Genomic DNA, 22,259 nt, shown 5'->3' on the forward strand with positions numbered 1-22,259 from the left:
CCTTCTTCGATGGAGATGGGTAACGGCTGTTCAATCAGCCTTGGGTTGCTCCGGGGTGTCGATGCCGGCATCGGATACCGACAGTCCGGCTTCGGTTTCCAGCTCGGCCAGGCTGACCTGGTATTCGCTGACGGCGCGCTCATGGTCGATCTGAAAACGGTAGAGCTTCATCAATGCGTCGAGCAGACTCAGAAACTCGACCTTGCCGACCTGGTAAGCAGCCATGCTGGCCCGATAGGCCTGTTCGGCCTGGGGAAGCAGCCCCTTTTCGTAGAGTTCGATCAGATCCCGGTTCTTTGCCATCCGGGCATAGGCGTCGGCGAGACGAAAATCGACCTGGTTGAGAAACTGTTCGTACTGGGCCCGGGCCATGCGAACAGCCGAATCGGCCTCGGCTACCTGGGCATGCCTTTTCCGTTGCCAGACGGGAAGGTTGAGGTTGACGCCCCCACTGATGAAATCCTGCCCCCGGGCCGAATCGCCCGCGACCTCGTCCCGCAGCCGGTAACCGGCCCAGACCGTGAAATCGGGCCGGAAATCGAGTTCGGCCAGCCGCCGCTTGCTCTTGAACCTGTCGATCAGGGCCCGGTAGGCGGCGTTGAGCGGCCGGTTTCGCCGCGACAGTTGCCGCAGCTGTTCCTCGCTCAGGGCGAACGTTTCGGGCTGCAGCCGTTCGGGCGTCTGCATCGGCTGACCGGGAGAACGGGCCAGCAGGCTGTTGAAGCGCTCAAGGGTCGTGCGTCGTTGCTGCTGCAGCGCTAAAAGCCGGTCGGTGAGCCGTGAATGCTCGACCTGGGCCTTGAGCACATCCTGCTGCAGGCCCTTGCCGACGGCATAGCGGGTTTCGGCGAAACGGATGACATCGTCGAGAACGGCAAGGTTCTTCTTCGTCAGGGCAATGGCGCGATCGAGAAAGTAGAGCCGGTACCAGCTCTGCTTCACCTTGCCGGCCAGTTGCAGCCGGGCGTCCTCCCAGGCATGACGGTACCAGAGGGTCTGGTACTCCGCCATCTGCCGCCGGGTCCCCAGCTTGCCGGGGAAGGGAAACTTCTGCGACAGCCGGATATCCTTGCCGCTCATCGGCGTCTCGTCAAAGGCGAGCGTATCGGTCGGCAGATTCACCAGCGACAGGGAAAGCTGCGGGTCGGGCAGGGTCCCGGCGGGAATCTCCTGGTGTCCGACCATCTGCCAGCGGGCCCTGGCCGCCTGCAGATCGGGGTTGTTGCGCAGCGCCTCGTCAACCAGGCGATCGAGCGTCGGAATCGCCCAGACCTGCAAGGGCAGGAGCAGAAACAGCAGGCAACCGAGAAATCTAGTCAAACAGCGCATTCAGATTCTCCTGCGGAAGGTTGAGAATATGATTCACCAGATCCCAGCGCTGCCTGGAGGAGAGCCGCTCACCGAAGGGCGGCATGCCGCTCTGCAGGCCGTTGCTGATGATCCAGTACTTCTCGCCCGGACCGTAAAAGCCGCGGTGATGGGCATCGTGGAAATTGGCCGGCGGGGTCGGCAGGGAAGCGGCTGCAGGGCCGTCTCCCCTTCCTTCGGCACCGTGGCAGACGGCGCAGTTGCGGGCGAAAAGGTCGGCACCGCTTTGCAGCGAGGCCGCGGTCGGCGCCACCGGCGTCCTGTCCATCACCCGGTATTCGGCCGGAATCTTCTTTTTGACCGCCCCCATGGTTACCATGTGGTCACCGCCACCGTGGGAATGATGCCCCGCACCCGAGGCGAAAGCGGTGCCGGCCAGCATCAGCATGAGTATCGGCAACAGGCTTTTCATCGCGTTTCCTTTCCACATCGTGGACAGAAGCTCCACCTTTTCTGCAGCCGCTGTCCGCAGCGACATGATTCTTCCAAGAATTTCACATGGTTGACCCTCACGAGTATAACAAGGACCAGGCCGGCTACAAGGTTGGCCGCCAGCAGAATCCAGCCGGCCGGTCCCGGCGTGATCAGGTCCTGGTAGGAACAGGCGCCGCAACAGACCGACCAGGTGTTGTAGGCCAGAACCGAAAGGGCCGCGGCCAGCAGCCAGAACCCCAGCCAGCAGGTCTCACGTCCGAACAGCCGCCGTATCCTCATGCCGTCCTCCCCTCCCGCCGGATTCCGCACCAGGGGCAGAAGGTATCGGAGACCGCGTGCAGGCCGCTGCAACCGGGACAATGCTGTTGCACCAGGGATTTGCAACGCGGGCAGATCAGCCAGTCGTCGCCAATGGTTTCACCGCATTCACCGCAATCGGCAGCGGAGGGCTCGACTTTCTGCCCCCGTCGGTCGAGCTGGCAGCAGATCTGCCAGAGCAGCAGCCCCAGGGTGACGAACAGAACGAGGATCATGCGCACTCCCTCTTCGCCGCAACGGCTGTCGGCTCGTCCCGATGGCTGATCTCCTCGACGATACGGCCGTCACGCAAAAAAACCGTACGGTCGAACCATTCGAGATTTTCGCGATTGTGAGTCACCATGACGATCGTCTGTCCGTCGCGATGCAGCTCGCAAAAGAGCTCCATGATCTGGCGACTGGTGGCACTGTCGAGGCTGCCGGTGGGCTCGTCGGCAAGCAGCAGCGGCGGACGGTTGACCAGCGCCCTGGCGATGGCAACCCGTTCCTGCTCGCCGCCGGAAAGTTGCGACGGCAGGTGCAGCATCCGGTCCTTCAGCCCCACCCGTTCGAGAACCTCGGCCGCCCGCCGCCTCTTTTCCGCCGGCTTCATGCGGCAGACCGCCAGCGGGAGCATGACATTCTCCAGGGCCGTCAGGTAGGAAATCAGGTTGTGGCTCTGGAAGACGAACCCGAGATACTCGCGCCGGAAATCGGCAAGCCGCTCGGCCGGCAGCCGGTAGATGTCGATGCCGTCGATCCTCACCGTGCCGGTGGTCGGCTGGCTCAGACCGCCCAGCAGGGAAAGCAGAGTGCTCTTTCCGGAGCCGGAGGGCCCCATCACGCCGAGGAAGGTTCCTTCCGCCACCTCCAGATCGATGCCATGCAGGGCAGCGACACAATCGCTGCCGTTGACAAAGTGCCTGGTCAGTTCGCTGAGCTCTATGAGGGTCATGATCTTCTCCTTTACCAGGGTGTCGAAAAACGATTGCAGTTGGCGTGGCCCGCCCTCATGACGTTTTTCAATCCCCTGTTACAGGGCCCGCAACGCCTCGCCCGGTTCCAGGCGGCTGGCGTGCAGGGCCGGCTGCAGAGCCGCCAGCAGACCGACAACGACCGCTGCCAGCAGGGCCGAAACGGCCAGCAGCGGCTCGAAATGCCAGACCGCCTTGCCGTCCCCGAGCAGCGGCAGGGCGCCGAGGGTGACACCGACTCCGGCCAGATAGCCGAACAGGCCGGCAAAGGCGCTGACAACGCCGGCCTCGACCAGCACCAGCCGCAGCACATGACTGCGCCGATAGCCGATGGCACGAAAGATGCCGATCTCGCGGGTCCGTTCACGCACCGCCCCCATCATGGTGACGAAAACCAGCAGCGCGCCGACCAGAATCACCACGGCGGCCACCCCCCAGGCAAAGATCCGGAACTGGGAGATGGCGTGCATCCGGGTCTTGACCACCTGTTGCACCGCCCTCACCTCGACATCCGGCAGGGCGCGACCAAGCTGGCCGACCATGTCCTCAATCGGACAGTTGGCGCACAGGGCGGCGACCTCGACCAGCGACACCTGCCCCGGCTTGCCAAGCAGCTCCTGGGCCACAGGCAGCTGGACAATCAGCAGCTGATCGTCCTGGCTGCCGGTCGGCCGCAGCACCCCGCTGACCCGGAAGATCCGCCCCGAAACCTCGAGTTCATCTCCCACGGCCACCCCGAGCCGGGAAGCGGCCGCGCTGCCGAGAACCAGCTGGTCGGCACGGATGGGGCGCTCTCCCGTCAGCTGCCACCACTTCTTCAGCCCGAACTCGACGTCGGATTCGACACCCATCAGCAGCGCCCTGCCTCCGGCAACCTCGACCGCGCCCAGGACCTTGGGCGCCACGGCAGCGATGTTCCGATGGTTGGGGATGGTGGCAATCGCCGCCAGCGATTCCTGGTCGATTTCATGACCGGCCAGGGAAACCCCGCCCAGGGAGATCCCCCCGTAACTGAGGGCGAGCTGGTCGCTGCGCGGCGTAATCAGGATGTTGGCGCCGAAGCTCTCCAGTTCGTCCCGGGCCCGGTCGGCCAGGGCCCCGGTCAGCGACAGCAGCGCCACCACCGTCGCCACCCCGATCAGCAGACCGGTCAGCAGAAAGATCGCCCGCCCCTTGCGGCGACGCAGATTGTTGAGAGTGATCGTTTCCAGACGCATGGATGAATTCTCCGGGTATTCAGGGCGCAGGAATCAGGAGGAAATTTCCGATTCCGACTCCTGGCTCCTGAATCAAGTTCAAAAATACTTCACACCCTGTTCCAGGGAAGCGACCCGGATCCGGACCTGGTCGCCGACGAGTTCGCGCTGCAGGGGCGAGGGATTGCAACCGCCCTTGACCACATTGACCTGGTCGGAAGGAAAAGCCTGTCCGCAGTTGTTGCAGATCATCGCGTCCCCTTCCTGCCGGTAGCCCTTCTTCTCCCGGTAACAGACATCGCAGGCATCGAAGGCGGCTCGAATCACGCCGTCGCGGCTCTTGACGACAAAAAACCTGACCGTTCCGTGCTGCCCCCGGTACTGGAAAAACCTTGCCCGGCCGTCATCGAAGTCGCTGGCGGGCAGGTGGAGGACACCCCCTTCGTCGATGCGAACCGTTTGCACTCCGCCACCGCCGCCGTCACCAAGCAGCAACCAGGCGCCGACACCAAGGGCCGCCAACAGCACCAGAATGCCGGGCAGCAGCAGCCTGCCGGTCGATTTTGCGCCTTCTCCCTCTTTCCGAAACTGATCACGCTTCGCTTGCCGTTCAGACATGGTTCCAACTCCTCGTATCTTGTTTTGTTCAACCGGATTCCGCTTCAGCCGCAACAGCCGCTGTCGCAGTCGCCTCCGCTGGCGACAGCCCGCTTGAGCCGGGAATCGAAAATGACGACGTCGGTCCGCCGGGCAAGGTCGCCCAGCCACTGCTGCAGCCGCAGCTGGCGCTGTCCAGGGTCGGTGATGCCGGCCAGGACCTTCTCCTCGACCAGTCGTTCGATGGTCATGTCCTCGCGCAATTGCCGACGGAAGGTCTCCATGTCGCCGAAACGCTGCGCGATGAGTTCGTCCAGATTGGCATGCCCTTTCCGCAGCTGCGCAAGACGGGCATCGACCTCGCCCGGCTGCACCAGAATGCCCTCGGCCTCGGCCTCGGCCAGCAGCATCTCCCGCTGCCGCAGGTCGTTCCAGAGCTGACGGCGCAGCTGTTCCAGCAGAGCCGGCGTCACCTCGCGCTCACCAAGTCGTTGCCGCAAGGCTGTCTCGAAATCGTCCCGCGAGACCAGTCGCGAGCCGACCTTGGCGACATATTTGGCTCCGAGACGGGCCTGCTGCTGACGCAGGCCGGCATATTCCTCCGGGCTCAGCTCCGTGAGCAACCTGGCCGGATAGCCGGCCTCGGTAATGCGCCGGGCGATGGCGTCGCTGCTGATGCGCGACGGATCGAAAACGACCCGGCAGCGACCGCTGGTCAGGCTGACTTCGATTTCGCCGACACCGCCGCCGGCCTTGAGAGCCTGGTCGATTTTCTGCACGCAGGAACCGCAGGAGAGCTTTTCCACCTGGTACTCGGCCAATGCCGCCCCGGCCGGGTCGAAGCCGACCGGATACAGCCACCAGCCGATGCCGACAGCCACCAGCAGCAAGCCCGGGATGAGCATCCATCTACTTCGTTTCATCGTTTCGAGCAGTCCTTTCCTCAGTGGTTGTGAACCTGTTGCCTTCTTTTTTTCACGTGACATGCCAACCTCAGCGATATCCACAACCGACTGATATCAATGACTTTTTCAAACAATCACCATCACGAAAACCGACACAGCCACAAAAACTGGAGACTATTCGACACCCAGGCTGCCGGATATCCAACACCCCGGTTACTCATGGTCCTTCAGCCTCCACCCGGCGGCGCAGCCTGGCGGCCAGCGCCCGGATTTCATCGTCCCGGTCGGCGGCAAGCTCCTCCAGAACCGGCCCCAGCAGGTGCCGCCCGCCGCGCAGATTCCCCTCCAGACAACGGGCCAGCCCGGCCGCCAGCGATGTCGGCACCAGCTGTTCGAGCGCTTCGACGGCATTGGCGTGCTGGCGTGCATCCCCCTCTTCGATGGCCCGGCAGATGACCGCCAGCCGGCCGGATGGATCCTGTTTTTCCAGGCGGGCGAGAACGTCCCGGCCGACCTGGCGGGCCTTGCGGGTCAGACAGGCGACCAGCTCTTCGGCTTCGGCGCCGGAATAGCGCTCGCGAACGGCGGCCGCCCGGGAAAGCAGAACCCGCCCCCGGGTGATGTCGTTGCGCAGCACCGTCCGCAGATCGTCGGGAAGGCGCAGCCGGCCCCGGGCGCTTCCCCGCCAGCCCAGGGTTTCGAGCACCAGTTCCGGATAGTGTTTTTTCATCCCCCAGACCACCAGCAGCCAGATCAGGGTGAAAGCGAAACCGAACGGCGCCAGGTTCTGCGGATGCAGGGGGAAACGGCAGACCACGAAATAGCCCGACTGGCAGACCAGCACGAAGGTTGCCCCGACCAGCACGCCCAGCCGAACCACGACACCGCGCAGAAACGGCATCAGCAGCACCCGCTGTTCGTTGGGAAAGAGTCCGATCAGCGCCGCCCGCGCCGGCGTCTGCAGGGCCCGGCGGAAAACACCGGTGCTGATGCCCGCATACACGGCCGTCAGCAGGTCGAACTGCATCATGAAGGCGACAAAGACCAGCAGGTAATTGAAAGGATGCACCATCAGGCCGCCGGTCACGCCGAACTTCCGGTAGATCCGGCCGGCGAAAAGGCTGACCAGCAGGGCCAGACTGAACTGGGCCCCCCGATAGAGACCGAAGAAATTCACCATCGCGTTCTCATTGGCATGGGACATGTCAATGGCGAAGCTGACCTGGTAGTTGAGCATCGGCACGATCATGTTCGGAATCAGGGTGAGCAACACCAGTCCCCGAACCAGCGACGAGGCCCGCAGCACCGGCATCGCCCGGCGCATGCTCGCCAGAAAGGAGGATTTGGGCAGCAGTTTCTCGACCCTGGTCTCGACAGGATTTTCCGCCGCCAGCCTCGCCGCCCGCCCTACCAGCAGAAAGGCCAGGCCGATCGTCCCCAGGTAGATCCAGAGCAGGCTGTCGACGGAGGTCAGCCGAACAAGAACCGGCGTAGCGAAACCTCCGCTGATGCCGCCGACAAGGCTGCCGGTCACCATGAGGGGAAAGAGCCGCTTTGACTGACGGGTGGAAAAGATCTGATTGGCCAGGTTCCAGAACAGAAAGGTCAACAGCAGCTCAAACTGGGCCTTCAGCAGATAGACCAGGGGATAGAGCAAGGAAACTTGCAGGGGGATGGCCAGCCATATCAGCACCGCGGACATCGCACAAAAAGCCAGAACACGCCGCAAAACCGTTTCGCCCGACAACCGCCCAAGCCAGCGGCCCACAAGCGCCATGAGAAAAACGGTCAACATGGCGTTGACCAGAATCATGGTCGGCAGGTAGGCTACGCCGAACCGTTTCAGAAAGGCCGTTTCGGCAAAGTTGCCGAACAGAACGTTGGAGGCACCGATAAAGAAGAGTGCCCCGGTGGCGGGCAGAAACACCCGCAGATCGCCGGGATCGAGACCGAGCCAGTTGACGAATCGATGTCCAAGCATCTTGCCGTTCATACGCTATCCGCTCCTGTCGCTGTCGAACACCCGCAACCGCGGGCCATTCGTTCAAGACTACCAAAAGCGTGCCAGCCGGCAAGAATAGGTTTTTTTCTTTTTTTTCAAATAGATATGAAACTGGAAGCGAACCGTGCGACAAAACGGGTGAAGAAAATTCCACAACAGCGGGGCAAAGCTGGGGAATAGTCTTCAGCCAGAGCCGCCAGCATTCCAGAACAGGAAACGAGGGATTTCACATGGGACTGTGGACAAGATTGAAGGAGATCTGCAACCGGCTGGGGCAGAAGGAGGAAACGGCATGCCTCGCCTGCGGCGACTGCTGCCGCCGATTCAGCTGGCACCTGCATGCCTCGCCCCGGGACATCCGGCGCTGGCGGCAGGCGGGGCGGGATGACATCCTTGCCCACGTGCACGAACTGGGCATGCTCTGGTTCGATCCCGACAGCGGCGAACGGCTGGAATGCTGCCCCTTTCTGGTCGCAGACGGCCCTGACAGGGCCATCTGCGGCATCCACGAGGTCAAGCCCGACATCTGCCGGGCCTACCCCACTCTTGAACACAACAGATCCTGCCTGAAGGGAACCTTCCTCGACTGAATCCGAAAACTGCGAAGCGGGCGCCCCCCCCCGAAACGGGCGAAGCCGAACACCGGCAAAGGGCGATCAGTTGACGATCTTCCAGGTGCCGTCCGTCTCCCGGCAGGCAGTGCCGTAGGCCTGCTGTTTCTCGCCGGCCACCATCACTACCTGGGTGTATTCGCGACAGTACTGGCCATTGGCCTTGCGGTAAGTCCGGGTCGGGGTGATCGAGCCCTCGTTGCCGCTGTCGGGGTTGCGCCAGTAGCCCGGCTGGTAGGCGGGATTCCTTTCCAGGGCCTGCTGAGCCGTGCTCTGCATGGCCGCCCGGTCGGCCTGGTCGAGCGTCTTGCCCACCCCCTGGCCGATCAGCGCTCCGGCCAGGGTGCCGACGGCGACGGCAACCAGCCTTCCCTTACCATGACCGATCTGGGAACCGAGCAGGGCGCCGGTGCCGGCGCCGATGATGGTGCCGCCGGTCTCCTTCGGCCCCATGCTGGGGGCGCAGGCGACGACAAAGAGCAACAAAACAACGGGGGCTAGTCCCCTGAACAATCCGTGGCGTTTCATGGTTGCCTCCTTCCGGTGTCCACACCGGGCGTGGATTTATACTTCCATTCTGGCACACGGAAGAGGCCAGCACAGCGTCTTCCCGCCACCAAAGCGCTGCGCGTTCCCACGTCGCCAGACTGTGCGCTCGATCGGCGAACGGGCTAGCGACCGGCGGCCGCCTGCCGCAGGGCGTCCAGCAGCCGGCGAGCAGGAACCGGCAGACTGGTGACACTGCGTTTCACGATCGACTGGGGCATGATCCCCTCCCGGCCGTAGAAAAGGCCATCGGCAGCATGGTCGATATCGAGCGAGGCCCCTTCCAGGGAAACGCCGGCAAACAGTCCCCGACTGCGCGAGTAGGAATAGATTTCCGACCTGAGCTTGATGTCGGTCGCCCCCTCGACCCGCCGGCCGACGGGACCGGCCGCCACTGCGGCGTCAGCGCCGAGAGTGATCTTGCCGCTGAAGACGTCGCTGACGCTCTTCTCGCTCATGAAGACCAGCACCACGTCCGTCGACTGGGCGCCGATCTGCCAGCCGAAACTGCCGCCGATCATGCGGACGAAAACCGGGGCCTTCCAGTCACCGTTTTTCTTCAGCACCAGCACGCCCCGGCCATACTTGCCACCGACGATGAAGCCGGCCTTGATCATGCCGGGGATGATGGCCACGGCGTGGGCGCTGCGAAGCATGGCCGGCGGGATCCCCTTTTCCGGAATCTTCATGATCTCCTGCACTACTTCGGTGGCGTCACGCACCGTCTGCGATTCCTTCTCTCCGGCGACGACCGGCGACGACACCAGCAGCAAGGCAAGCAGCAACAAGATCGGTTTACGCATCGAACGACTCCTTTCCTGACATCTGACAAATGAACACACCCTAATCCAGGGTGACATACGGGTTCGGCGTATCGTCATTCTAACCGATTCCCCGGCCGACCGACAGCCCAAAGGTCCGCAGACCGTCAAGGCCACCCAGAGGTAAAACTTGCGTAAAACCGGTGCCCGGGCCGTGGTTGCCGCGCACGTCAAGTGCTAGACTTGATGCAGATGACATTCGTGGTGGCGAACGCCGCAAGAAGGAGGACGCACCGAGATGGCCGACAGCCCCGAGTACACCCGCAAAGAGGAGATCGCCAACAGCCTCACCCATGGCTTAGGCGCCGCCCTCGCCCTCGGCGGCCTGGTCGTCCTGATTCTCGGAGCAGCCCACAGGGGGGACGCCTGGCACCTGACCACCTCGGCCATCTACGGGCTGACCCTGATCGGTTCCTTTCTCGCCTCGACCCTCTACCACGCCTTTTCCCGGACGAACATCAAACGGATTCTGCGCACCATCGACCACGCCGCCATTTTTTTGCTGATCGCCGGCACCTACACACCGTTCACCCTGGTCACCCTGCGCGGCCCCTGGGGCTGGGCCCTGTTCGGCGTGATCTGGGGATGCGCCATCGCCGGCATCATCTGCGAAGCAGCCGCCAGCCGCAGCCGCGAATTTCTTCGTGTCGGCAGTTATGTCGTCATGGGATGGGCGGTGGTCATCGCCGTACGCCCGCTGCTCCAGCAGCTCGACCCGGCCGGATTCCGCCTGCTGGTCGCCGGCGGGCTGGCCTACACCGGCGGCATCGTCTTCTACGCCTGGCGCAGAATCCCCTACGGCCACGCCATCTGGCACCTGTTCGTCCTCGTCGGCAGCGCCCTGCATTTCTTCGCCATCTTCTGGTACGTGATCCCCCACCAGGCCTGAAAACCGGCGCCTCCCCTGCCGCCCTTGACTCCCCGCCGGCAGCGGGTATCCTACCTGAATCAGTGAGTTTATGCTGGATGGAGAGTGCACCTGCGTGGCCTGAATGGGTTTTCAAAAAACCTCAGGCGCACCCACAGGTTCGCCGGCGATTTTTGGGAAACGCAGGCAGGTCAATGACGTGTACTATCCGCCGGTGATAAACTTACTGATTCAGGTCCTGACCATGACCGGCGCCGGGTGCGCCGAAACCGCCGGAGGAGAAAGAGGATGCGCGCCATCCTGGTCAAACAGTTCGGAGAACCGGAGGTCATGCAGACGGGTGAGGTGGCCTCCCGACCACCCGGCCGCGGGGAGCTCCTGGTCAGAATCGCCGCCGCCGGAGTCAACCCGGTCGACACCTACATCCGGGCCGGCACCTACCCGGTCCTGCCCAAACTCCCCTACATCCCGGGCTTCGACGCGGCCGGCTGCATCGAACAGGTCGGCGAAGGGGTCGACGGCTTCCGTGCCGGCCAGCGGGTCTGGCTCAGTGGCGCCCTGACCGGCACCTACGCCGAGTACGCCCTCTGCCGTCCCGACCAGGTTCATCCGCTGCCCGATCACATCGGATTCGAGCAGGGGGCGGCCATCGGTATTCCCGCCGGCGCCGCATGGCGCGCCCTCTTCATCCGCGGCGGCGCCCGCCCGGCGGAAAAGGTACTGGTGCACGGCGCCAGCGGCGCCGTCGGCCAGACGGCCGTACAGCTGGCCGCGGCCGCCGGTCTGCGGGTCTTCGGCACCGCCGGCACCGAGGCCGGCCGCGAACTGGTGCGCGCGGCCGGCGCTGAAGCGGTCTTCGACCATGGCGCCGCCGATTACGCCGACCGGCTGGCGGAAACGACCGGCGACGTCGACCTGATCATCGAAATGCTCGCCAATGTCAACCTCAAGCGGGACCTGATGCTGCTGGCGCCGCGCGGCCGGGTGGTCATCGTCGGCAGCCGCGGCCGCATCGAACTCGATCCGCGCCTGACCATGGGCAAGGAGACTGAAATCCGCGGCATGTCCCTGTTCGCCGCCAGCGACGAGGAGCGCCGCCAGACCAACGCCGCCCTCGCCGCCGCGCTCGACAGCAGGGTTCTGCAGCCGCGGATCAGTCGCCAATTCCCCCTGGATGAAGCCGCGGCGGCGCACCACGCGGTGCTCGAAACCCATACCCTCGGCAAGATCGTGCTCAAGCCATGAAAGATTTCCATCCTGTCGGCGGCGGCATCGCCGCGAGGCCGACCGACATCGCCTTCCCTTCTCTGACCCGGATTCGCCAGGTTCTGGCCGACCACCGTCCGGTCACCGCCCCGGTGTCCGGACGCAAACGAGCGGCCGTGGCCATGCTGCTGCACCAGCGGCCGACCGGGCCGGAAATGCTTTTCATCGAACGGGCCAGCGATCCGCGCGATCCCTGGTCGGGCAACCTGGCCTTTCCCGGCGGCCGCATCGACCCGCAGGACGCCGACGCCCGGGCGGCGGCCGAACGCGAGACGCGGGAGGAGATCGGTTTCGACCTCTCCGCCGCCGAATACCTCGGCCGGCTGGACGACATCCGCGGGGCCTACCTGCCGGTCCAGATCGCCTGCTTCGTCTACCTGCTGCCGCAGCTGCAGCCGCCGACCCTGAACGAGGAGGTCGAGACTCTCTTCTGGTTCCCCTGCCGCGAACTGCTCAACCCCGAACGTCACGGCGAATTCAGCCTGCTGTGGGGCGACAGGCCGCGCTCGGTGCGGGGCATCGACCTGCTGGGCCCCGGCCGGCCGATCCTCTGGGGCATCACCTACCGCCTGGTCGTCCAGTTTCTGGTCCTGATCGGTTGCCTGGGCACAGAATGTCTGCAGGTGATCGACGATTGACCGGGCTTACCCGTTGCCCGTCACGGGTCACTGTTCGACTCCCCGCCGGAGCTGGATATCGGTGTAGGGAACCTGCAGGTAGTCGAACAGCCGGGTCTTCCAGAACGGACGCAGCAGACGGCCGACATTGAGCCCGATGCCGAGGTAGAGATAGCGGCGGCGCCGGTCGGGCTGCCCGGGGGTCCAGCTGTCGTAGTTGCGGGCATAGTAGCCGAGACGCAATTCGAGGGCCTGCAGCCACGGATGACGGACCCGCTCAAAGCCTTCGGCCTTGAGCGCCAGCAGATAGCGCGAATGCTGGTAATCGGTGGCGAAATCCCCCTCCAGGTCGGAGAGCTCGGGCCGGTATTCCAAGCGCAGATCGACCTTCTTCTGCCACTGCGGATACTTCAGCAGCAGCCAGCCGGCCGCCGCTCCCGCCAGGTTGGCCGCCATGTCCTCGTAGGAAAAACCGTGGTCGACGCTGAAGGAATCGCCGATTTCCATCAGCCCGGTCATACCGAAAGCCGACAGCGGTCCGTAGAAGGTCGCCTCGTCGGCCGGATAGCCGATGTGCCGGTAGTAGGCGGCGAAAGCATGGCTGAGGGTGTAGCTGGCCCAGAGGTGGCCGGCCTTGTCGGCGCCGCCCTCGGCGGTGTCGTGCCCGAACCAGCCCTCGCTCTTGGTCTTGGGGGCGCGGGAGAAATAGTCCCAGTTCAGCAGTCCCCAGGTCAGAATGCCGCCGGCGACGGCGGCATTGGCCAGCAGGGCCCGGTTGCGGCGGACGGCCGGATCGACATCCGGGGATGGGGACGAGGCCGGAACCGGCGCCGCGCTGACGGCCTGTTCGGCGGCGTAGAGCTCGCAACGACCGGGCAGGCCCGGCCCCGTCAGGACAAGACAGCCGACCAGAACCAGAAGCGCCCGTCTCACATCTCACCTCCCCGGCATCGCCAACCGGCCGCAGCCGTGTTGTGAGTATAGCAGAAACATTGCCCCCCCCCATCAGGCGATTTCGACCGGACGCCGCTCGGCGACCAGCAGCAAGGGGGCGCAGCGATGGTTGGCGGCCGTCAGCTGCAGCACGTCGAACTCGGCCGCCGGCAAGGCGGCGAACAGGGCCTGCACCGCGGCCGTCTCCTCCTCGCCGCCGGGATGGCCGCAATAGGCCACCACCGCCAGCCGGCCACCCGGCGCCAGGGCGTCCAGCGTCAGGCGCAGAGCGGCTTCCGTCGTCTCCGGCCGGGTCATCACCCGCTTGTCGCTGCCCGGCAGGTAGCCGAGGTTGGCGATCGCCGCCCGCACCTCGGCAGCCAGGTAGCGGTCGAGACAGTGATGGCTGTCGGCGATCAGGTAGATGCCGGGCCGTGCGATGCGCTGCGGCGCGTCGATTCGTCGCGGCGAAAAATCAGCCGCCCGCAGCTGCCGTTCGCTGGCGGCCAGGGCGGCCGGCTGGACGTCGAATGCCAGCAGCGTCCCCGTTTCGCCCATCCGGCGCGCCAGAAAGAGGGTGTCATGGCCGTTGCCGGCGGTCAGGTCGAGCAGGGTGTCTCCGGGCAGGATGATCTCGTCGAGCAGGCTGTGCGCCCAGTCGGTCACCTGGGCGAGAAATCCGGGCGACGGCATGGTTCAGCGCCGGCGGCGCTCCGGGTCGACTTCGTCGAGCACCCGCAGCTTCATCGAGATGGCCTGGCGGTGGGAAAGACGCAGCAGGCCGGCAAGCTGGCGCGCCAGGGCGTCCTCGTAGCGATCGAGTTCGCCGTCGGCATAGACCAGCCGCCAGAGCCCCTCCATCACCTCGAGCTTCTCCTCGAGGGTGAAGTGCTCGTTGATCAGGCGGGTGAACTGGTGCAGATCGAAACTCTCGTCGCGCTTCTTCTCGGCGGCGGCGATCAGCTCGTCGGCCTGGCCGGCATCGAGACCGAAACGCTCGCGCAGCAGGCCGTTGACCAGTTTTTTCTCCAGCGGAGCGAATGTGCGGTCGGCGTGCGCCATCTCCAGCAGCAGCACCGCCACCGCCAGCTGCACACGATCGTGGCGCCGCTCCTTCGAGGTTTCGTCCTGCCCGGTCAGCAGATGCACAAGTCGGCTGATCATGGTCACCTCAGGCGAAATAGCGGATCACCCGGGCCTTCTCCAGGGTGATCATGCCACTGCCGATCATGCGGTCGAGTTCGGGCAGCAAAGCCTCGATCTTCTCCTGGGCGTCGACCACCTCCACCACCACCGGCAGGTCGGAGGAAAAGCGCAGCAGCCTGTCGGTGTGCAGGACGCTGCGGCCGCCGTAGCCGGCCGCCCCCTTGAGCACGGTGGCCCCGGCGATTCCCCTGGCGCGAAAGAGATCGAGCAGGGCTTCGTACAGGGGCTTCCTTTCCCAGCGATCCGATTCCCCGAAAAAGATCCGCATCAGGGTCTGCTCGCCTTCCAGACGTGTCATGTCAAACTCCTTTCCGGCCGCAGCGCCGTCAGATCTGCCGGGCCAGCCAGATTCCGAAAAGGGCCGAAGCCACGCAAACGGCCAGGTTCAGGGCCATGTTGGCGCCGGCCTGCAGCCAGCTCCCTTCCTCCAGCAGGCGGACGGTTTCGTAGGAGAAAGTGGAAAAGGTGGTGAACCCGCCCATGAAGCCGGTGGTCAGCCCCATGCGGATCTCCGCCGGGATCAGGGTACTGCGCAGGCCGGATTCCATCAAAAAGCCGAGCAGCAGTGAACCGACGACATTGACCGCCAGCGTCCCCCAGGGAAGGGCCCGGCCGGCCAGGGCATAGACCCAGCCCGAAACGAGATAGCGGGACAGACAGCCCAGCCCGCCAAAGACCGTGATATAGAGCAGCTGCATCCGGGACTCTCCTTTGTTTCGCGCATTATCGAAGGCGAGTCTTCCCCTGTCAACCGCCCCCCCCAATCCACTACCTGTTACGGCAGCCGAATCCCGAAATGGGTGGCCACCTCTTGCACTTGCCGTCCAGGTTTGCTATAAGGTTTTAGCACTCTCGAGTTGAGAGTGCTAATCAACTGAAGACAAAGGACTTTTTCGGAGGGTAGCGATGAACACACTCAATCTTCCCGTGGTAGGGGACAACTTCGCCTACTACATGAAGCAGGTCAACCGGTTCGACCTGCTTTCACCGCAGGAAGAACTGGAGCTGGCCCGCCGCTACCGTCACCAGGGGGATCTCGCCGCCGCAGAACGGCTGGTGACCAGCAACCTGCGCTTCGTGGTCAAGATCGCCTGGGAATACCGCAACTACGGCTGCAAGCTGCTCGACCTGATCCAGGAAGGGAACATCGGCCTGATGATGGCGGTAAAGAAGTTCGATCCCGACCGGGGCATCCGCCTCATCAGCTACGCCGTCTGGTGGATTCGTGCCTACATCCAGAGCTTCATCATCCGCACCTGGTCGCTGGTCAAGATCGGCACCACCCAGGCGCAGAAGAAACTCTTCTTCAAGCTCAACCAGACCCGGGAAGCGCTCAGGCGCCTGACCGGAGGAAGCGACAGCCGGGAGATCGCCGCCGAACTCGATGTCCGGCCCGAGGATGTCGACGAGATGGAGCTCAGGCTGCACCGGCGCGATGCCTCCCTTGACGTGGAGCTGGTTGAAGGGGATGATTATACGCTGATGGACACCCTGGCGGACGAACGCCAGGACCAGGAAGAGCTGCTGGCGGCCAGGGAAGAGGAGGAACTGCGCCGGCAAACGATCCGGCAGGCGATGGAAAAGCTCAAGCCGCGGGAGCGGGAGATCATCACCGATCGCCTGCTGCGGGACGAGCCCCTGACCCTGCAGGAGCTGGCCGACCGCTACGGCATCAGCCGCGAACGGGTGCGGCAGATCGAACAGAACGCCCTGAAGAAACTGAAGGAGTATCTCGAGTGCCGGAATCTGCCCATGCCCGTCTGAGCCGAGACGACGACCGCATCGCAGAGCTGCGGCAGGCCTTCCGCCCGGCCCTTGAAGAGGCCGGGCGGATCGTCATCGGGCAGGAGGAGCTTTTCGAAGGGCTGCTGATCGGCCTGCTCTGCGAAGGCCACGTGCTGATCGAAGGGGCGCCGGGACTGGCCAAGACCCTGGCGGCCCGAACCTTCGCCCGCCTGCTCGACCTCGAGTTCCGCCGCATCCAGTTCACGCCCGACCTGCTTCCGTCAGACCTGACCGGCACCCCGGTCTACCACCCGCCCAGCGGCGAGTTCCGCACCCGCAAGGGACCGATCTTCACCCAGATCCTGCTGGCCGACGAGATCAACCGCGCTCCGGCCAAGGTCCAGGCCGCCCTGCTCGAAGCGATGGAAGAGCGGCAGACCACCCTCGGGGACGAAACCCACCCCCTGCCGCGGCCGTTCATGGTACTGGCCACCCAGAATCCTCTGGAACACGAGGGAACCTACCCGCTGCCGGAGGCCCAGCTCGACCGCTTCTTTCTCAAGCTGACCCTCGGCTACCCGCCGCGGCAGGCCGAACAGGCCATGCTCGACACCCACGCCGGTGGTGCCGTCGAGCCGCCGCAGCCGATGCTCGGGCGAACGATTCTGCGGCAGGCGCAAAAGGCCGTCACCGACATCCACCTCAGTCAGCAGCTGTCGGCCTGGCTGCTCGACCTGATCGCCGCCACCCGCGCCCCCGCCGACCACGGGCTGAACAACCTGCAGCCGCTGATCGCCCACGGCGTTTCGCCGCGCGGCTCGCTCTGCCTGGCACGCGCCGCCCGGGCCAGGGCCTTCATGCGCGGCCGCAGCTACGTCGTTCCCGACGACATCCTCGCCATGGCCTGCCCGGTCCTTCGCCACCGGCTGATTCCGAGCTACGAGGCCGAAGCCGAAGGGATAACCTGCGACGACATCCTGCGGCGCATTCTCGCCGCCATCGACCCGCCCTGAACGCTCCATGGCCGCAACCGCCTTCCCGATCGCCCGGCTGCGCAGGCTGCGGCTGGAATCGCGCCGGCACCTGGCCGGCTTCATCGGCGGCGGCCACCGCAGCCGCTTTCTGGGGCACGGACTCGAATTTTCCGAACTGCGCCCCTACCAGCCGGGGGACGATCCGCGTCACATCGACTGGAACGTCACCGCCCGCAGCGGCCAGCCCCACGTCCGCCGCTACCGGGAAGAACACGACCGCACCATCCTGCTGCTGGCCGACCTGTCGACCTCGATGCTGCCGGCCAAGTTCGACCTGCTGCGGCAGACAGCGGCCCTGCTCGCCTTTGCCGCCGTCGCCCAGCGTGACCGCGTCGGCCTGATCGGCTTTGCCGCCGACAACGGGCCGATCCTGCCGCCGACCGGCAGCGAGAGCGGGCTGCTGCGCCTGCTTCACCGGCTCGACGCCGGCCGGCCACACATCCGCCGGACCCGGCTCGAACCGCCGATGGAGGCCGCCGACCGGCTGCTGAGCCGGCCGGGGATGCTGCTCGTGCTCTCCGATTTCCATGCCCGTCTGCCCGAAAGGCTGATGCGCCGGCTGGCCGCCCGCCACGACTGCATCGCCCTTGTCCTGCGCGATCCGGCGGAAACCCGGCTGCCGAACGCCCTGGTTTCGCTGGTCGACGCCGAAAGCGGCCGCGGCCTGCTGGTCGACGGCCGGCGCGCCGCGCCGGCCTGGCGACAGACGGACCGGGATCTGCATCGCCGCTTGCGGCAATGCGGGTTTGACGTCCTGCCGCTGGCGGCCGACGCCCCCCCGCTGCCGGCCCTGGCCCGCTTCTTCCGGCGAAGGAGCGGCGCATGAACCGCCTGCCGCTGCCGTTTCTGTTGCTATGGCCGTTGCTGCTGGGCGCCGCTCCCCTGCCCGCCCTGCAACCGGCCGACGTCCGCCTGGGAGAGCCGGTCGTGCTGCAGCTGCGGCTGCCGGACGCGGAATGGTCCCTGGCCGGACTTCCCGACCTGCCGGCCTTTCGCCTGCTGCAACCGCCCCGGACCGACAGGGGGACCCTGACGCTGAGGCTGCTGCCGGTGCGGCCCGGACCGACGGAAATCCCTCCCCTGACCCTGGTCCGGGGCAACCGCGTCCTGCAGAGCCGGCCGCTGCCGGTCACCGTCACCGATCCGGTCGCCGCCGACACCGCCGTCGTCCCGCGTCAGAACTGGCCGCCGGACAACGCCTTTCCCCCCTGGCTGCCGGCGCTCGCCCTGACAGCGGCGGTTCTGCTCCTCTTCCCGATCTGCGTCCGCATCCGACGCCGCAAGCTCGCGACAGGGCCGTACGCCGCGGAGAAACAACGCCTGGCCGCCCTGCCGCCATCCCCCGAGCGGCAGCAACTGGAGCGTGAACTGCTCGGCTGGTGCTACGGCCCCTACACGCCCGACGAGAGCGAGCGCGCCGACTGGCGGCGCCGGCTGGCGGACCTGGAGCGACGGTCATGACCCTGGTCTGGGCGTATCCGGCGGTCCTGGCGCTGCTGCCGTTGGCCCTGCTCCCCCTGTGGTCGTGGCGCCGGCGGAGTCTGCCGGTCTCGTCCCTGGTCCCCTATCGCGGCGGCGAAAGCTGGCGGACGCGCCTGGCCCGGCTGCATCCACCCTTCGCGGCGCTGCTGCTGGTGCTGCTGGTGCTGCTGCTGGCCGGACCGATCCTGCGCGACAGCGAACAGGTCAGCGTGCGTCAGGGCGTCGACCTGATGCTGGCTCTCGACATCTCCGCCAGCATGCGGGCCGAAGACATGCAGCCGAACCGCATGGCCGTCGCCCGCCAGGCGGCCGCCGAATTCGTGCTGGCGCGCGAAAACGACCGCATCGGCGTCATACTCTTTGCCGGCACCCCCTTCCTGCTCACTCCGCCGACCACCGACCGGCGGCGAGTGGCGGCCCGGCTGCGGGCGGTGACGGCAGAAGTCCGGGGAACGGGAACCGCCATAGGCGACGCCCTGGCAGCGGCCCTGCAGCGTCTCGAGCGCTCGACCGCCGAAAGCCGGGCCATCATCCTGCTCACCGACGGCCACTCCAACCGCGGCCGGATCGCCCCGTCCACAGCCAGTGAGGCGGCCCGAGCCCTGGGCGTGCGTATCTACACCATCGGCTTCGGCACCCGCGAGGGAGCCCCGGTCCGTTTCCGCGCCGGAGGTCCGCCGCCACCGGGCCATCCGACCTCCGGCCTGCTGGTCACCCTCGACGAAGAGCCGCTGCGGCGCATCGCCGAAGCTACCGGCGGCCGCTACTTCCGCGCCACCGGAGCCGACAGCCTGCACCGGGTCTACGACCAGATCGACCGCCTGGAAACCAGCCCGCTTGAAATCCGGGAACGTGTCCACGACCGCCCCCTGGCCGACCGGCTGCGGCCACTGCTGGGCTGGCTGCTGATCGGCGAACTGCTCCTCTTTCGCGGCTGGCTGCGGAGGCTGCCATGACCGCCGCCATCGTTCTGGCCTGTCTGCTGATTCTCTGGCGCGAGGCGTCGCTGCGCCGTCTGCCGTCCGGTCATCCCCTGGCGGCCGGACAGTATCGCCGGCTGGCCTACGACCTGTGCGCCCTGCTGGTTCTGCTTCTGCTGCTGTATCCGACCGGCCTGTCCCCGGAGCGCACCACGCAATCCCGGCCACTGAACCTGGCAGTGGCGATAGACGTCTCTTGGAGCATGGGCGCCGATGCCGGCGGCATCAGCCGCCTCGACCGGGTCCGCCAGGACCTGGCCCTGCTGCTGCAGGAGCTGCCCGGCGCGAAAGTGGCGCTGGTCCCCTTCGCCGGAGCGCCGGTGCTGCAGTCGCCGCTGACAGCCGACCACCAGGCCCTGCGGCTGCTGCTCGACGGCCTCAGGCCGGGACAGGTGGCCGCTCCCGGCTCCGCTCCGGAAGAGGCGGTCCTGTTCGCCCGCAGGCTGCTGGAAGAATGCGACGGAGAGAAAGCCGTTCTGCTCTACAGTGACGGCGAACGGACCCTGCCGACCCCGCCGCCGGTCATCGGCCGGGGGATTGCCGTCTACACCCTGCTGCCGGCAGACGACCGGCCGCAACAGGTGCCCGGCCGGACCTTCCATGGCCGGCCGGCGCTGTCGCGGCCCGATCGCCAACGGATGCAGGCGATCGCCGAGACCGGCGGCGGCAGCTGGCTGCGCATCGCGCCGTCAGAGCCGACCATCGACCAGCTGCCGTTTCTGCACCGGCAAAAAGCGGCAACAACGCCGACAGCCTTCCGCCCCTGGCTCTGGGCCGCTCTGTTCCTGCTCGTCGCCCGCCACCTGTTCATCGCCCGCCCGGCGGCAACTCTGCTGACTGCCGGGCTGTTGCTGGCGCTTCTGCCCCTGGGCTGCGATCGCTCCCGAACCGCCAACACCCCCGAGGCGCTGTTTTCCCGCGCCATGAAAGGTTCCGTCGACGAAGAAACGGTGAACCTGTTCCGCCAGGCCGCGGCCGGCGTCACCGGCGAAAAACGGGCCGTCGCCCTGCACAACGCCTGCAGCGACGCCCTGAACCTGCAACACCCGCGGCTGGCCGTCGAACTCTGCGAGCAGGCCCTGCTGAGCGCGCCGGGAAGGCAAGCCTCCATCACCAACCTGTCCCTGGCCCTGCGCCTGCTGCGGCAGTCACCGGCCGGCGGCAGCGAAAACCGGGCCGGAAAGCAGCGCTCCGAAAAAGAGGGAATGCGACCGGAACAGGCCCGGCAGCTGCTGCAAAGCATCGAAGTGCGGGCCGGCGAACTGGCGCCGGCCGGCGACGGCGAAAACCTGGAAATCACGGTGGAGAAAGACTGGTGAAACCCTGGCGCCTGCTCCCCCTGCTGATGCTGCTGGCGGCACAGCCCGCCGCGGCGGCGATACAGGCCCGGCTTCTGGCCTCCAATCCGGCCCCCTACGTCGGCGAGGCGGTGCTGCTGACCCTGGAGATCCGACGCCCAGGGCAGGTGGCGGCTCCCCTGCGTCCTCTCTGGCCGCCGCTGACCGACCTGCTGCTGGTCGAGGAACTACCGGGGCAGGTCCACCGGCTCGACACGGCCTCCGACACCGTGATCGAGCATCTGCGCCGGGTCGTCCGCCCCCTGCGCGCCGGGCAGATCCCTCTCGAAGGCGCCGGGGTGGTGCAGAACGGCCGGCGCATCGCCGCCCGGGGCGTGACCCTGCACGTCCGCGCCCTGCCGCAAAAAGGCCGGCCGCAACAGTTCGCCGGCGCCGTCGGCAGGCTCGCATATGCGACGCGGACCGATCCGGCGACCGGCACCCTGCTGCTCGAACTGTCCGGCGACACCGATCTGCGCCAGTTGCCGGGGCCGGTTGCCGGCGACGGTATCACGGCGCTGCCGCTGCTCGCGTCAGACCAGGACGGACACTGGCCGACCTGGCGGCGGACGCTGCGCTACCATCTGCCCGCAAACGGCGAGGTGCGCCTGCGCCTGGCCTGGTTCGATCCGGCCGACGGCCGCTACCATACCAGCTCCGATCGCAGGTCGCGTCGCTCCTGGCTGATTTGGGCTGGACTGGCTGCGCTGGCGGCATTTCCGGTCTGGCTTGTGTGCAGATGGCGGAAAGTCATCACCCTCGACCGCTACCTGCGCACCGGCCTGGCCGGTCTGCCGTACGACACCCGCCTGCGCCTGCTGTGCCGGGCGGGCGTCGCTGCCCATCTGCTCGAGGAGCTGGCACGACACTGGCGGCAGGCGGACCTCCGGTTTGCCGCCGACACCTCCCCCGGGGCCGGCCGACGACAGCGGAGCGATATTCCAGCGCAACTGCTGTGGAAAATGGCGGCCGGGATTGACAAACGCCGTCTGCATCGTCCATGATTCTCCGGCCGTCCGGCACTGCCGTCATCCACGCCAACACCCGATAAAGGATTCA

Annotated in this window: 27 protein-coding genes; 11 read left to right on the forward strand and 16 right to left on the reverse strand. The window is 66.1% G+C overall.

The window, feature by feature from the left end; all coding sequences use genetic code 11:
- Nucleotides 1-30 precede the first annotated feature (30 nt).
- The 9 genes from EDC39_RS08845 to EDC39_RS08880 form a co-directional block, all read right to left on the reverse strand.
- Nucleotides 31-1,329: a TolC family protein gene (locus tag EDC39_RS08845; RefSeq protein ID WP_148896023.1), complete on the reverse strand. Its 1,299-nt coding sequence runs from the start codon at nt 1,327-1,329 to the stop codon at nt 31-33.
- A complete protein-coding gene (locus tag EDC39_RS08850) occupies nt 1,313-1,780 on the reverse strand; it encodes a c-type cytochrome (protein ID WP_187426722.1) in 468 nt (155 codons plus the stop codon). Before EDC39_RS08850 ends, EDC39_RS08845 begins: the two co-directional genes overlap by 17 nt.
- Nucleotides 1,777-2,082, reverse strand: coding sequence for a hypothetical protein (locus tag EDC39_RS15340; protein ID WP_187426723.1), 306 nt, complete (start codon nt 2,080-2,082; stop codon nt 1,777-1,779). The genes EDC39_RS08850 and EDC39_RS15340 overlap by 4 nt, the downstream gene beginning before the upstream one ends.
- A complete protein-coding gene (locus tag EDC39_RS08855; RefSeq protein WP_148896025.1) occupies nt 2,079-2,336 on the reverse strand; it encodes a double zinc ribbon domain-containing protein in 258 nt (85 codons plus the stop codon). Before EDC39_RS08855 ends, EDC39_RS15340 begins: the two co-directional genes overlap by 4 nt.
- Complete coding sequence (locus tag EDC39_RS08860; RefSeq protein ID WP_148896026.1) at nt 2,333-3,055, reverse strand: ABC transporter ATP-binding protein; 723 nt, start codon at nt 3,053-3,055, stop codon at nt 2,333-2,335. Before EDC39_RS08860 ends, EDC39_RS08855 begins: the two co-directional genes overlap by 4 nt.
- A gap of 78 nt (nt 3,056-3,133) precedes the next feature.
- Nucleotides 3,134-4,291 (reverse strand): ABC transporter permease, encoded by a 1,158-nt coding sequence (locus tag EDC39_RS08865; RefSeq protein ID WP_148896027.1) that lies wholly within the window; start codon nt 4,289-4,291, stop codon nt 3,134-3,136.
- Nucleotides 4,292-4,369: 78 nt separating this feature from the next.
- Nucleotides 4,370-4,888: a DUF2318 domain-containing protein gene (locus tag EDC39_RS08870; RefSeq protein ID WP_148896028.1), complete on the reverse strand. Its 519-nt coding sequence runs from the start codon at nt 4,886-4,888 to the stop codon at nt 4,370-4,372.
- Nucleotides 4,889-4,932: 44 nt separating this feature from the next.
- Nucleotides 4,933-5,790, reverse strand: coding sequence for a cation transporter (locus tag EDC39_RS08875; protein WP_187426724.1), 858 nt, complete (start codon nt 5,788-5,790; stop codon nt 4,933-4,935).
- 199 nt (nt 5,791-5,989) lie between these two features.
- Nucleotides 5,990-7,765 carry an Npt1/Npt2 family nucleotide transporter gene (locus tag EDC39_RS08880; protein ID WP_148896030.1) on the reverse strand — a complete coding sequence of 592 codons (1,776 nt, stop codon included), beginning with the start codon at nt 7,763-7,765 and terminating at the stop codon, nt 5,990-5,992.
- A gap of 239 nt (nt 7,766-8,004) precedes the next feature.
- Between EDC39_RS08880 and EDC39_RS08885 the strand changes: the two genes are divergently transcribed.
- On the forward strand, nt 8,005-8,364 hold the full coding sequence (locus tag EDC39_RS08885) for a YkgJ family cysteine cluster protein (RefSeq protein WP_148896031.1): 360 nt from the start codon (nt 8,005-8,007) through the stop codon (nt 8,362-8,364).
- 66 nt (nt 8,365-8,430) lie between these two features.
- On the opposite strand, the gene EDC39_RS08890 is transcribed toward EDC39_RS08885, so the two are convergent.
- Both EDC39_RS08890 and EDC39_RS08895 read right to left on the reverse strand, forming a co-directional pair.
- Nucleotides 8,431-8,913: an RT0821/Lpp0805 family surface protein gene (locus EDC39_RS08890; RefSeq protein ID WP_148896032.1), complete on the reverse strand. Its 483-nt coding sequence runs from the start codon at nt 8,911-8,913 to the stop codon at nt 8,431-8,433.
- Between the two features lie 143 nt (nt 8,914-9,056).
- Nucleotides 9,057-9,734, reverse strand: coding sequence for a lipid-binding SYLF domain-containing protein (locus tag EDC39_RS08895; RefSeq protein ID WP_148896033.1), 678 nt, complete (start codon nt 9,732-9,734; stop codon nt 9,057-9,059).
- A gap of 256 nt (nt 9,735-9,990) precedes the next feature.
- Here EDC39_RS08895 and trhA point away from each other — a divergent pair, with 256 nt between their 5' ends.
- The 3 genes from trhA (at nt 9,991) to EDC39_RS08910 (ending at nt 12,524) form a co-directional block, all read left to right on the forward strand.
- The gene (trhA, locus tag EDC39_RS08900; RefSeq protein ID WP_148896034.1) at nt 9,991-10,641 is read left to right on the forward strand and encodes a PAQR family membrane homeostasis protein TrhA; all 651 of its coding nucleotides are present in this window, start codon (nt 9,991-9,993) and stop codon (nt 10,639-10,641) included.
- A 267-nt stretch (nt 10,642-10,908) separates the two neighbouring features.
- A complete protein-coding gene (locus EDC39_RS08905) occupies nt 10,909-11,865 on the forward strand; it encodes an NADPH:quinone reductase (protein WP_148896035.1) in 957 nt (318 codons plus the stop codon).
- A complete protein-coding gene (locus tag EDC39_RS08910) occupies nt 11,862-12,524 on the forward strand; it encodes an NUDIX hydrolase (protein ID WP_148896036.1) in 663 nt (220 codons plus the stop codon). Before EDC39_RS08905 ends, EDC39_RS08910 begins: the two co-directional genes overlap by 4 nt.
- 27 nt (nt 12,525-12,551) lie before the next feature.
- Here EDC39_RS08910 and EDC39_RS08915 read toward each other — a convergent pair whose 3' ends face one another.
- The 5 genes from EDC39_RS08915 to crcB all read right to left on the reverse strand — a co-directional run bounded on the left by EDC39_RS08915 (nt 12,552) and on the right by crcB (nt 15,340).
- Nucleotides 12,552-13,436 (reverse strand): DUF2279 domain-containing protein, encoded by an 885-nt coding sequence (locus tag EDC39_RS08915; RefSeq protein WP_148896037.1) that lies wholly within the window; start codon nt 13,434-13,436, stop codon nt 12,552-12,554.
- A gap of 72 nt (nt 13,437-13,508) precedes the next feature.
- Nucleotides 13,509-14,129 carry a class I SAM-dependent methyltransferase gene (locus tag EDC39_RS08920; RefSeq protein ID WP_148896038.1) on the reverse strand — a complete coding sequence of 207 codons (621 nt, stop codon included), beginning with the start codon at nt 14,127-14,129 and terminating at the stop codon, nt 13,509-13,511.
- A gap of 3 nt (nt 14,130-14,132) precedes the next feature.
- The gene (locus EDC39_RS08925) at nt 14,133-14,600 is read right to left on the reverse strand and encodes a tellurite resistance TerB family protein (RefSeq protein WP_148896039.1); all 468 of its coding nucleotides are present in this window, start codon (nt 14,598-14,600) and stop codon (nt 14,133-14,135) included.
- 7 nt (nt 14,601-14,607) lie between these two features.
- The gene (locus tag EDC39_RS08930; protein ID WP_148896040.1) at nt 14,608-14,940 is read right to left on the reverse strand and encodes a DUF190 domain-containing protein; all 333 of its coding nucleotides are present in this window, start codon (nt 14,938-14,940) and stop codon (nt 14,608-14,610) included.
- 28 nt (nt 14,941-14,968) lie between these two features.
- Nucleotides 14,969-15,340, reverse strand: coding sequence for a fluoride efflux transporter CrcB (crcB, locus tag EDC39_RS08935; protein WP_148896041.1), 372 nt, complete (start codon nt 15,338-15,340; stop codon nt 14,969-14,971).
- 208 nt (nt 15,341-15,548) lie between these two features.
- Between crcB and rpoH the strand changes: the two genes are divergently transcribed.
- From rpoH to EDC39_RS08970, 7 genes are read left to right on the forward strand one after another with little or no spacing between them, the layout of a single operon-like run.
- The gene (rpoH, locus tag EDC39_RS08940) at nt 15,549-16,406 is read left to right on the forward strand and encodes an RNA polymerase sigma factor RpoH (protein ID WP_148896042.1); all 858 of its coding nucleotides are present in this window, start codon (nt 15,549-15,551) and stop codon (nt 16,404-16,406) included.
- Complete coding sequence (locus tag EDC39_RS08945) at nt 16,379-17,380, forward strand: AAA family ATPase (protein ID WP_148896043.1); 1,002 nt, start codon at nt 16,379-16,381, stop codon at nt 17,378-17,380. Before rpoH ends, EDC39_RS08945 begins: the two co-directional genes overlap by 28 nt.
- 7 nt (nt 17,381-17,387) lie before the next feature.
- A complete protein-coding gene (locus tag EDC39_RS08950; RefSeq protein ID WP_148896044.1) occupies nt 17,388-18,227 on the forward strand; it encodes a DUF58 domain-containing protein in 840 nt (279 codons plus the stop codon).
- On the forward strand, nt 18,224-18,862 hold the full coding sequence (locus tag EDC39_RS08955) for a BatD family protein (RefSeq protein ID WP_148896045.1): 639 nt from the start codon (nt 18,224-18,226) through the stop codon (nt 18,860-18,862). Before EDC39_RS08950 ends, EDC39_RS08955 begins: the two co-directional genes overlap by 4 nt.
- Nucleotides 18,859-19,839, forward strand: coding sequence for a VWA domain-containing protein (locus EDC39_RS08960; RefSeq protein ID WP_148896046.1), 981 nt, complete (start codon nt 18,859-18,861; stop codon nt 19,837-19,839). The genes EDC39_RS08955 and EDC39_RS08960 overlap by 4 nt, the downstream gene beginning before the upstream one ends.
- Entirely contained in the window at nt 19,836-21,182 is a 1,347-nt protein-coding gene (locus tag EDC39_RS08965; protein ID WP_148896047.1) for a VWA domain-containing protein, read from the forward strand. The genes EDC39_RS08960 and EDC39_RS08965 overlap by 4 nt, the downstream gene beginning before the upstream one ends.
- Complete coding sequence (locus tag EDC39_RS08970; RefSeq protein ID WP_148896048.1) at nt 21,179-22,204, forward strand: protein BatD; 1,026 nt, start codon at nt 21,179-21,181, stop codon at nt 22,202-22,204. Before EDC39_RS08965 ends, EDC39_RS08970 begins: the two co-directional genes overlap by 4 nt.
- Nucleotides 22,205-22,259: the final 55 nt, after the last annotated feature.

Origin of the sequence: Geothermobacter ehrlichii, assembly GCF_008124615.1 — a bacterium.
Lineage (GTDB): Bacteria > Desulfobacterota > Desulfuromonadia > Desulfuromonadales > Geothermobacteraceae > Geothermobacter > Geothermobacter ehrlichii.

What these genes read in the sequence shown, in the direction of transcription:
- EDC39_RS15340 (WP_187426723.1), bottom strand. Translation starts at nt 2,082, where the DNA reads ATGAGGATACGGCGGCTGTTCGGACGTGAGACCTGCTGGCTGGGGTTC.
- EDC39_RS08850 (WP_187426722.1), bottom strand. Translation starts at nt 1,780, where the DNA reads ATGAAAAGCCTGTTGCCGATACTCATGCTGATGCTGGCCGGCACCGCT.
- EDC39_RS08960 (WP_148896046.1), top strand. Translation starts at nt 18,859, where the DNA reads ATGACCCTGGTCTGGGCGTATCCGGCGGTCCTGGCGCTGCTGCCGTTG.
- EDC39_RS08920 (WP_148896038.1), bottom strand. Translation starts at nt 14,129, where the DNA reads ATGCCGTCGCCCGGATTTCTCGCCCAGGTGACCGACTGGGCGCACAGC.
- EDC39_RS08895 (WP_148896033.1), bottom strand. Translation starts at nt 9,734, where the DNA reads ATGCGTAAACCGATCTTGTTGCTGCTTGCCTTGCTGCTGGTGTCGTCG.
- EDC39_RS08950 (WP_148896044.1), top strand. Translation starts at nt 17,388, where the DNA reads ATGGCCGCAACCGCCTTCCCGATCGCCCGGCTGCGCAGGCTGCGGCTG.
- EDC39_RS08855 (WP_148896025.1), bottom strand. Translation starts at nt 2,336, where the DNA reads ATGATCCTCGTTCTGTTCGTCACCCTGGGGCTGCTGCTCTGGCAGATC.
- EDC39_RS08860 (WP_148896026.1), bottom strand. Translation starts at nt 3,055, where the DNA reads ATGACCCTCATAGAGCTCAGCGAACTGACCAGGCACTTTGTCAACGGC.
- trhA (WP_148896034.1), top strand. Translation starts at nt 9,991, where the DNA reads ATGGCCGACAGCCCCGAGTACACCCGCAAAGAGGAGATCGCCAACAGC.
- EDC39_RS08955 (WP_148896045.1), top strand. Translation starts at nt 18,224, where the DNA reads ATGAACCGCCTGCCGCTGCCGTTTCTGTTGCTATGGCCGTTGCTGCTG.
- rpoH (WP_148896042.1), top strand. Translation starts at nt 15,549, where the DNA reads ATGAACACACTCAATCTTCCCGTGGTAGGGGACAACTTCGCCTACTAC.
- EDC39_RS08845 (WP_148896023.1), bottom strand. Translation starts at nt 1,329, where the DNA reads ATGCGCTGTTTGACTAGATTTCTCGGTTGCCTGCTGTTTCTGCTCCTG.
- crcB (WP_148896041.1), bottom strand. Translation starts at nt 15,340, where the DNA reads ATGCAGCTGCTCTATATCACGGTCTTTGGCGGGCTGGGCTGTCTGTCC.
- EDC39_RS08880 (WP_148896030.1), bottom strand. Translation starts at nt 7,765, where the DNA reads ATGAACGGCAAGATGCTTGGACATCGATTCGTCAACTGGCTCGGTCTC.
- EDC39_RS08905 (WP_148896035.1), top strand. Translation starts at nt 10,909, where the DNA reads ATGCGCGCCATCCTGGTCAAACAGTTCGGAGAACCGGAGGTCATGCAG.
- EDC39_RS08870 (WP_148896028.1), bottom strand. Translation starts at nt 4,888, where the DNA reads ATGTCTGAACGGCAAGCGAAGCGTGATCAGTTTCGGAAAGAGGGAGAA.
- EDC39_RS08865 (WP_148896027.1), bottom strand. Translation starts at nt 4,291, where the DNA reads ATGCGTCTGGAAACGATCACTCTCAACAATCTGCGTCGCCGCAAGGGG.
- EDC39_RS08965 (WP_148896047.1), top strand. Translation starts at nt 19,836, where the DNA reads ATGACCGCCGCCATCGTTCTGGCCTGTCTGCTGATTCTCTGGCGCGAG.
- EDC39_RS08930 (WP_148896040.1), bottom strand. Translation starts at nt 14,940, where the DNA reads ATGACACGTCTGGAAGGCGAGCAGACCCTGATGCGGATCTTTTTCGGG.
- EDC39_RS08890 (WP_148896032.1), bottom strand. Translation starts at nt 8,913, where the DNA reads ATGAAACGCCACGGATTGTTCAGGGGACTAGCCCCCGTTGTTTTGTTG.
- EDC39_RS08925 (WP_148896039.1), bottom strand. Translation starts at nt 14,600, where the DNA reads ATGATCAGCCGACTTGTGCATCTGCTGACCGGGCAGGACGAAACCTCG.
- EDC39_RS08885 (WP_148896031.1), top strand. Translation starts at nt 8,005, where the DNA reads ATGGGACTGTGGACAAGATTGAAGGAGATCTGCAACCGGCTGGGGCAG.
- EDC39_RS08875 (WP_187426724.1), bottom strand. Translation starts at nt 5,790, where the DNA reads ATGAAACGAAGTAGATGGATGCTCATCCCGGGCTTGCTGCTGGTGGCT.
- EDC39_RS08910 (WP_148896036.1), top strand. Translation starts at nt 11,862, where the DNA reads ATGAAAGATTTCCATCCTGTCGGCGGCGGCATCGCCGCGAGGCCGACC.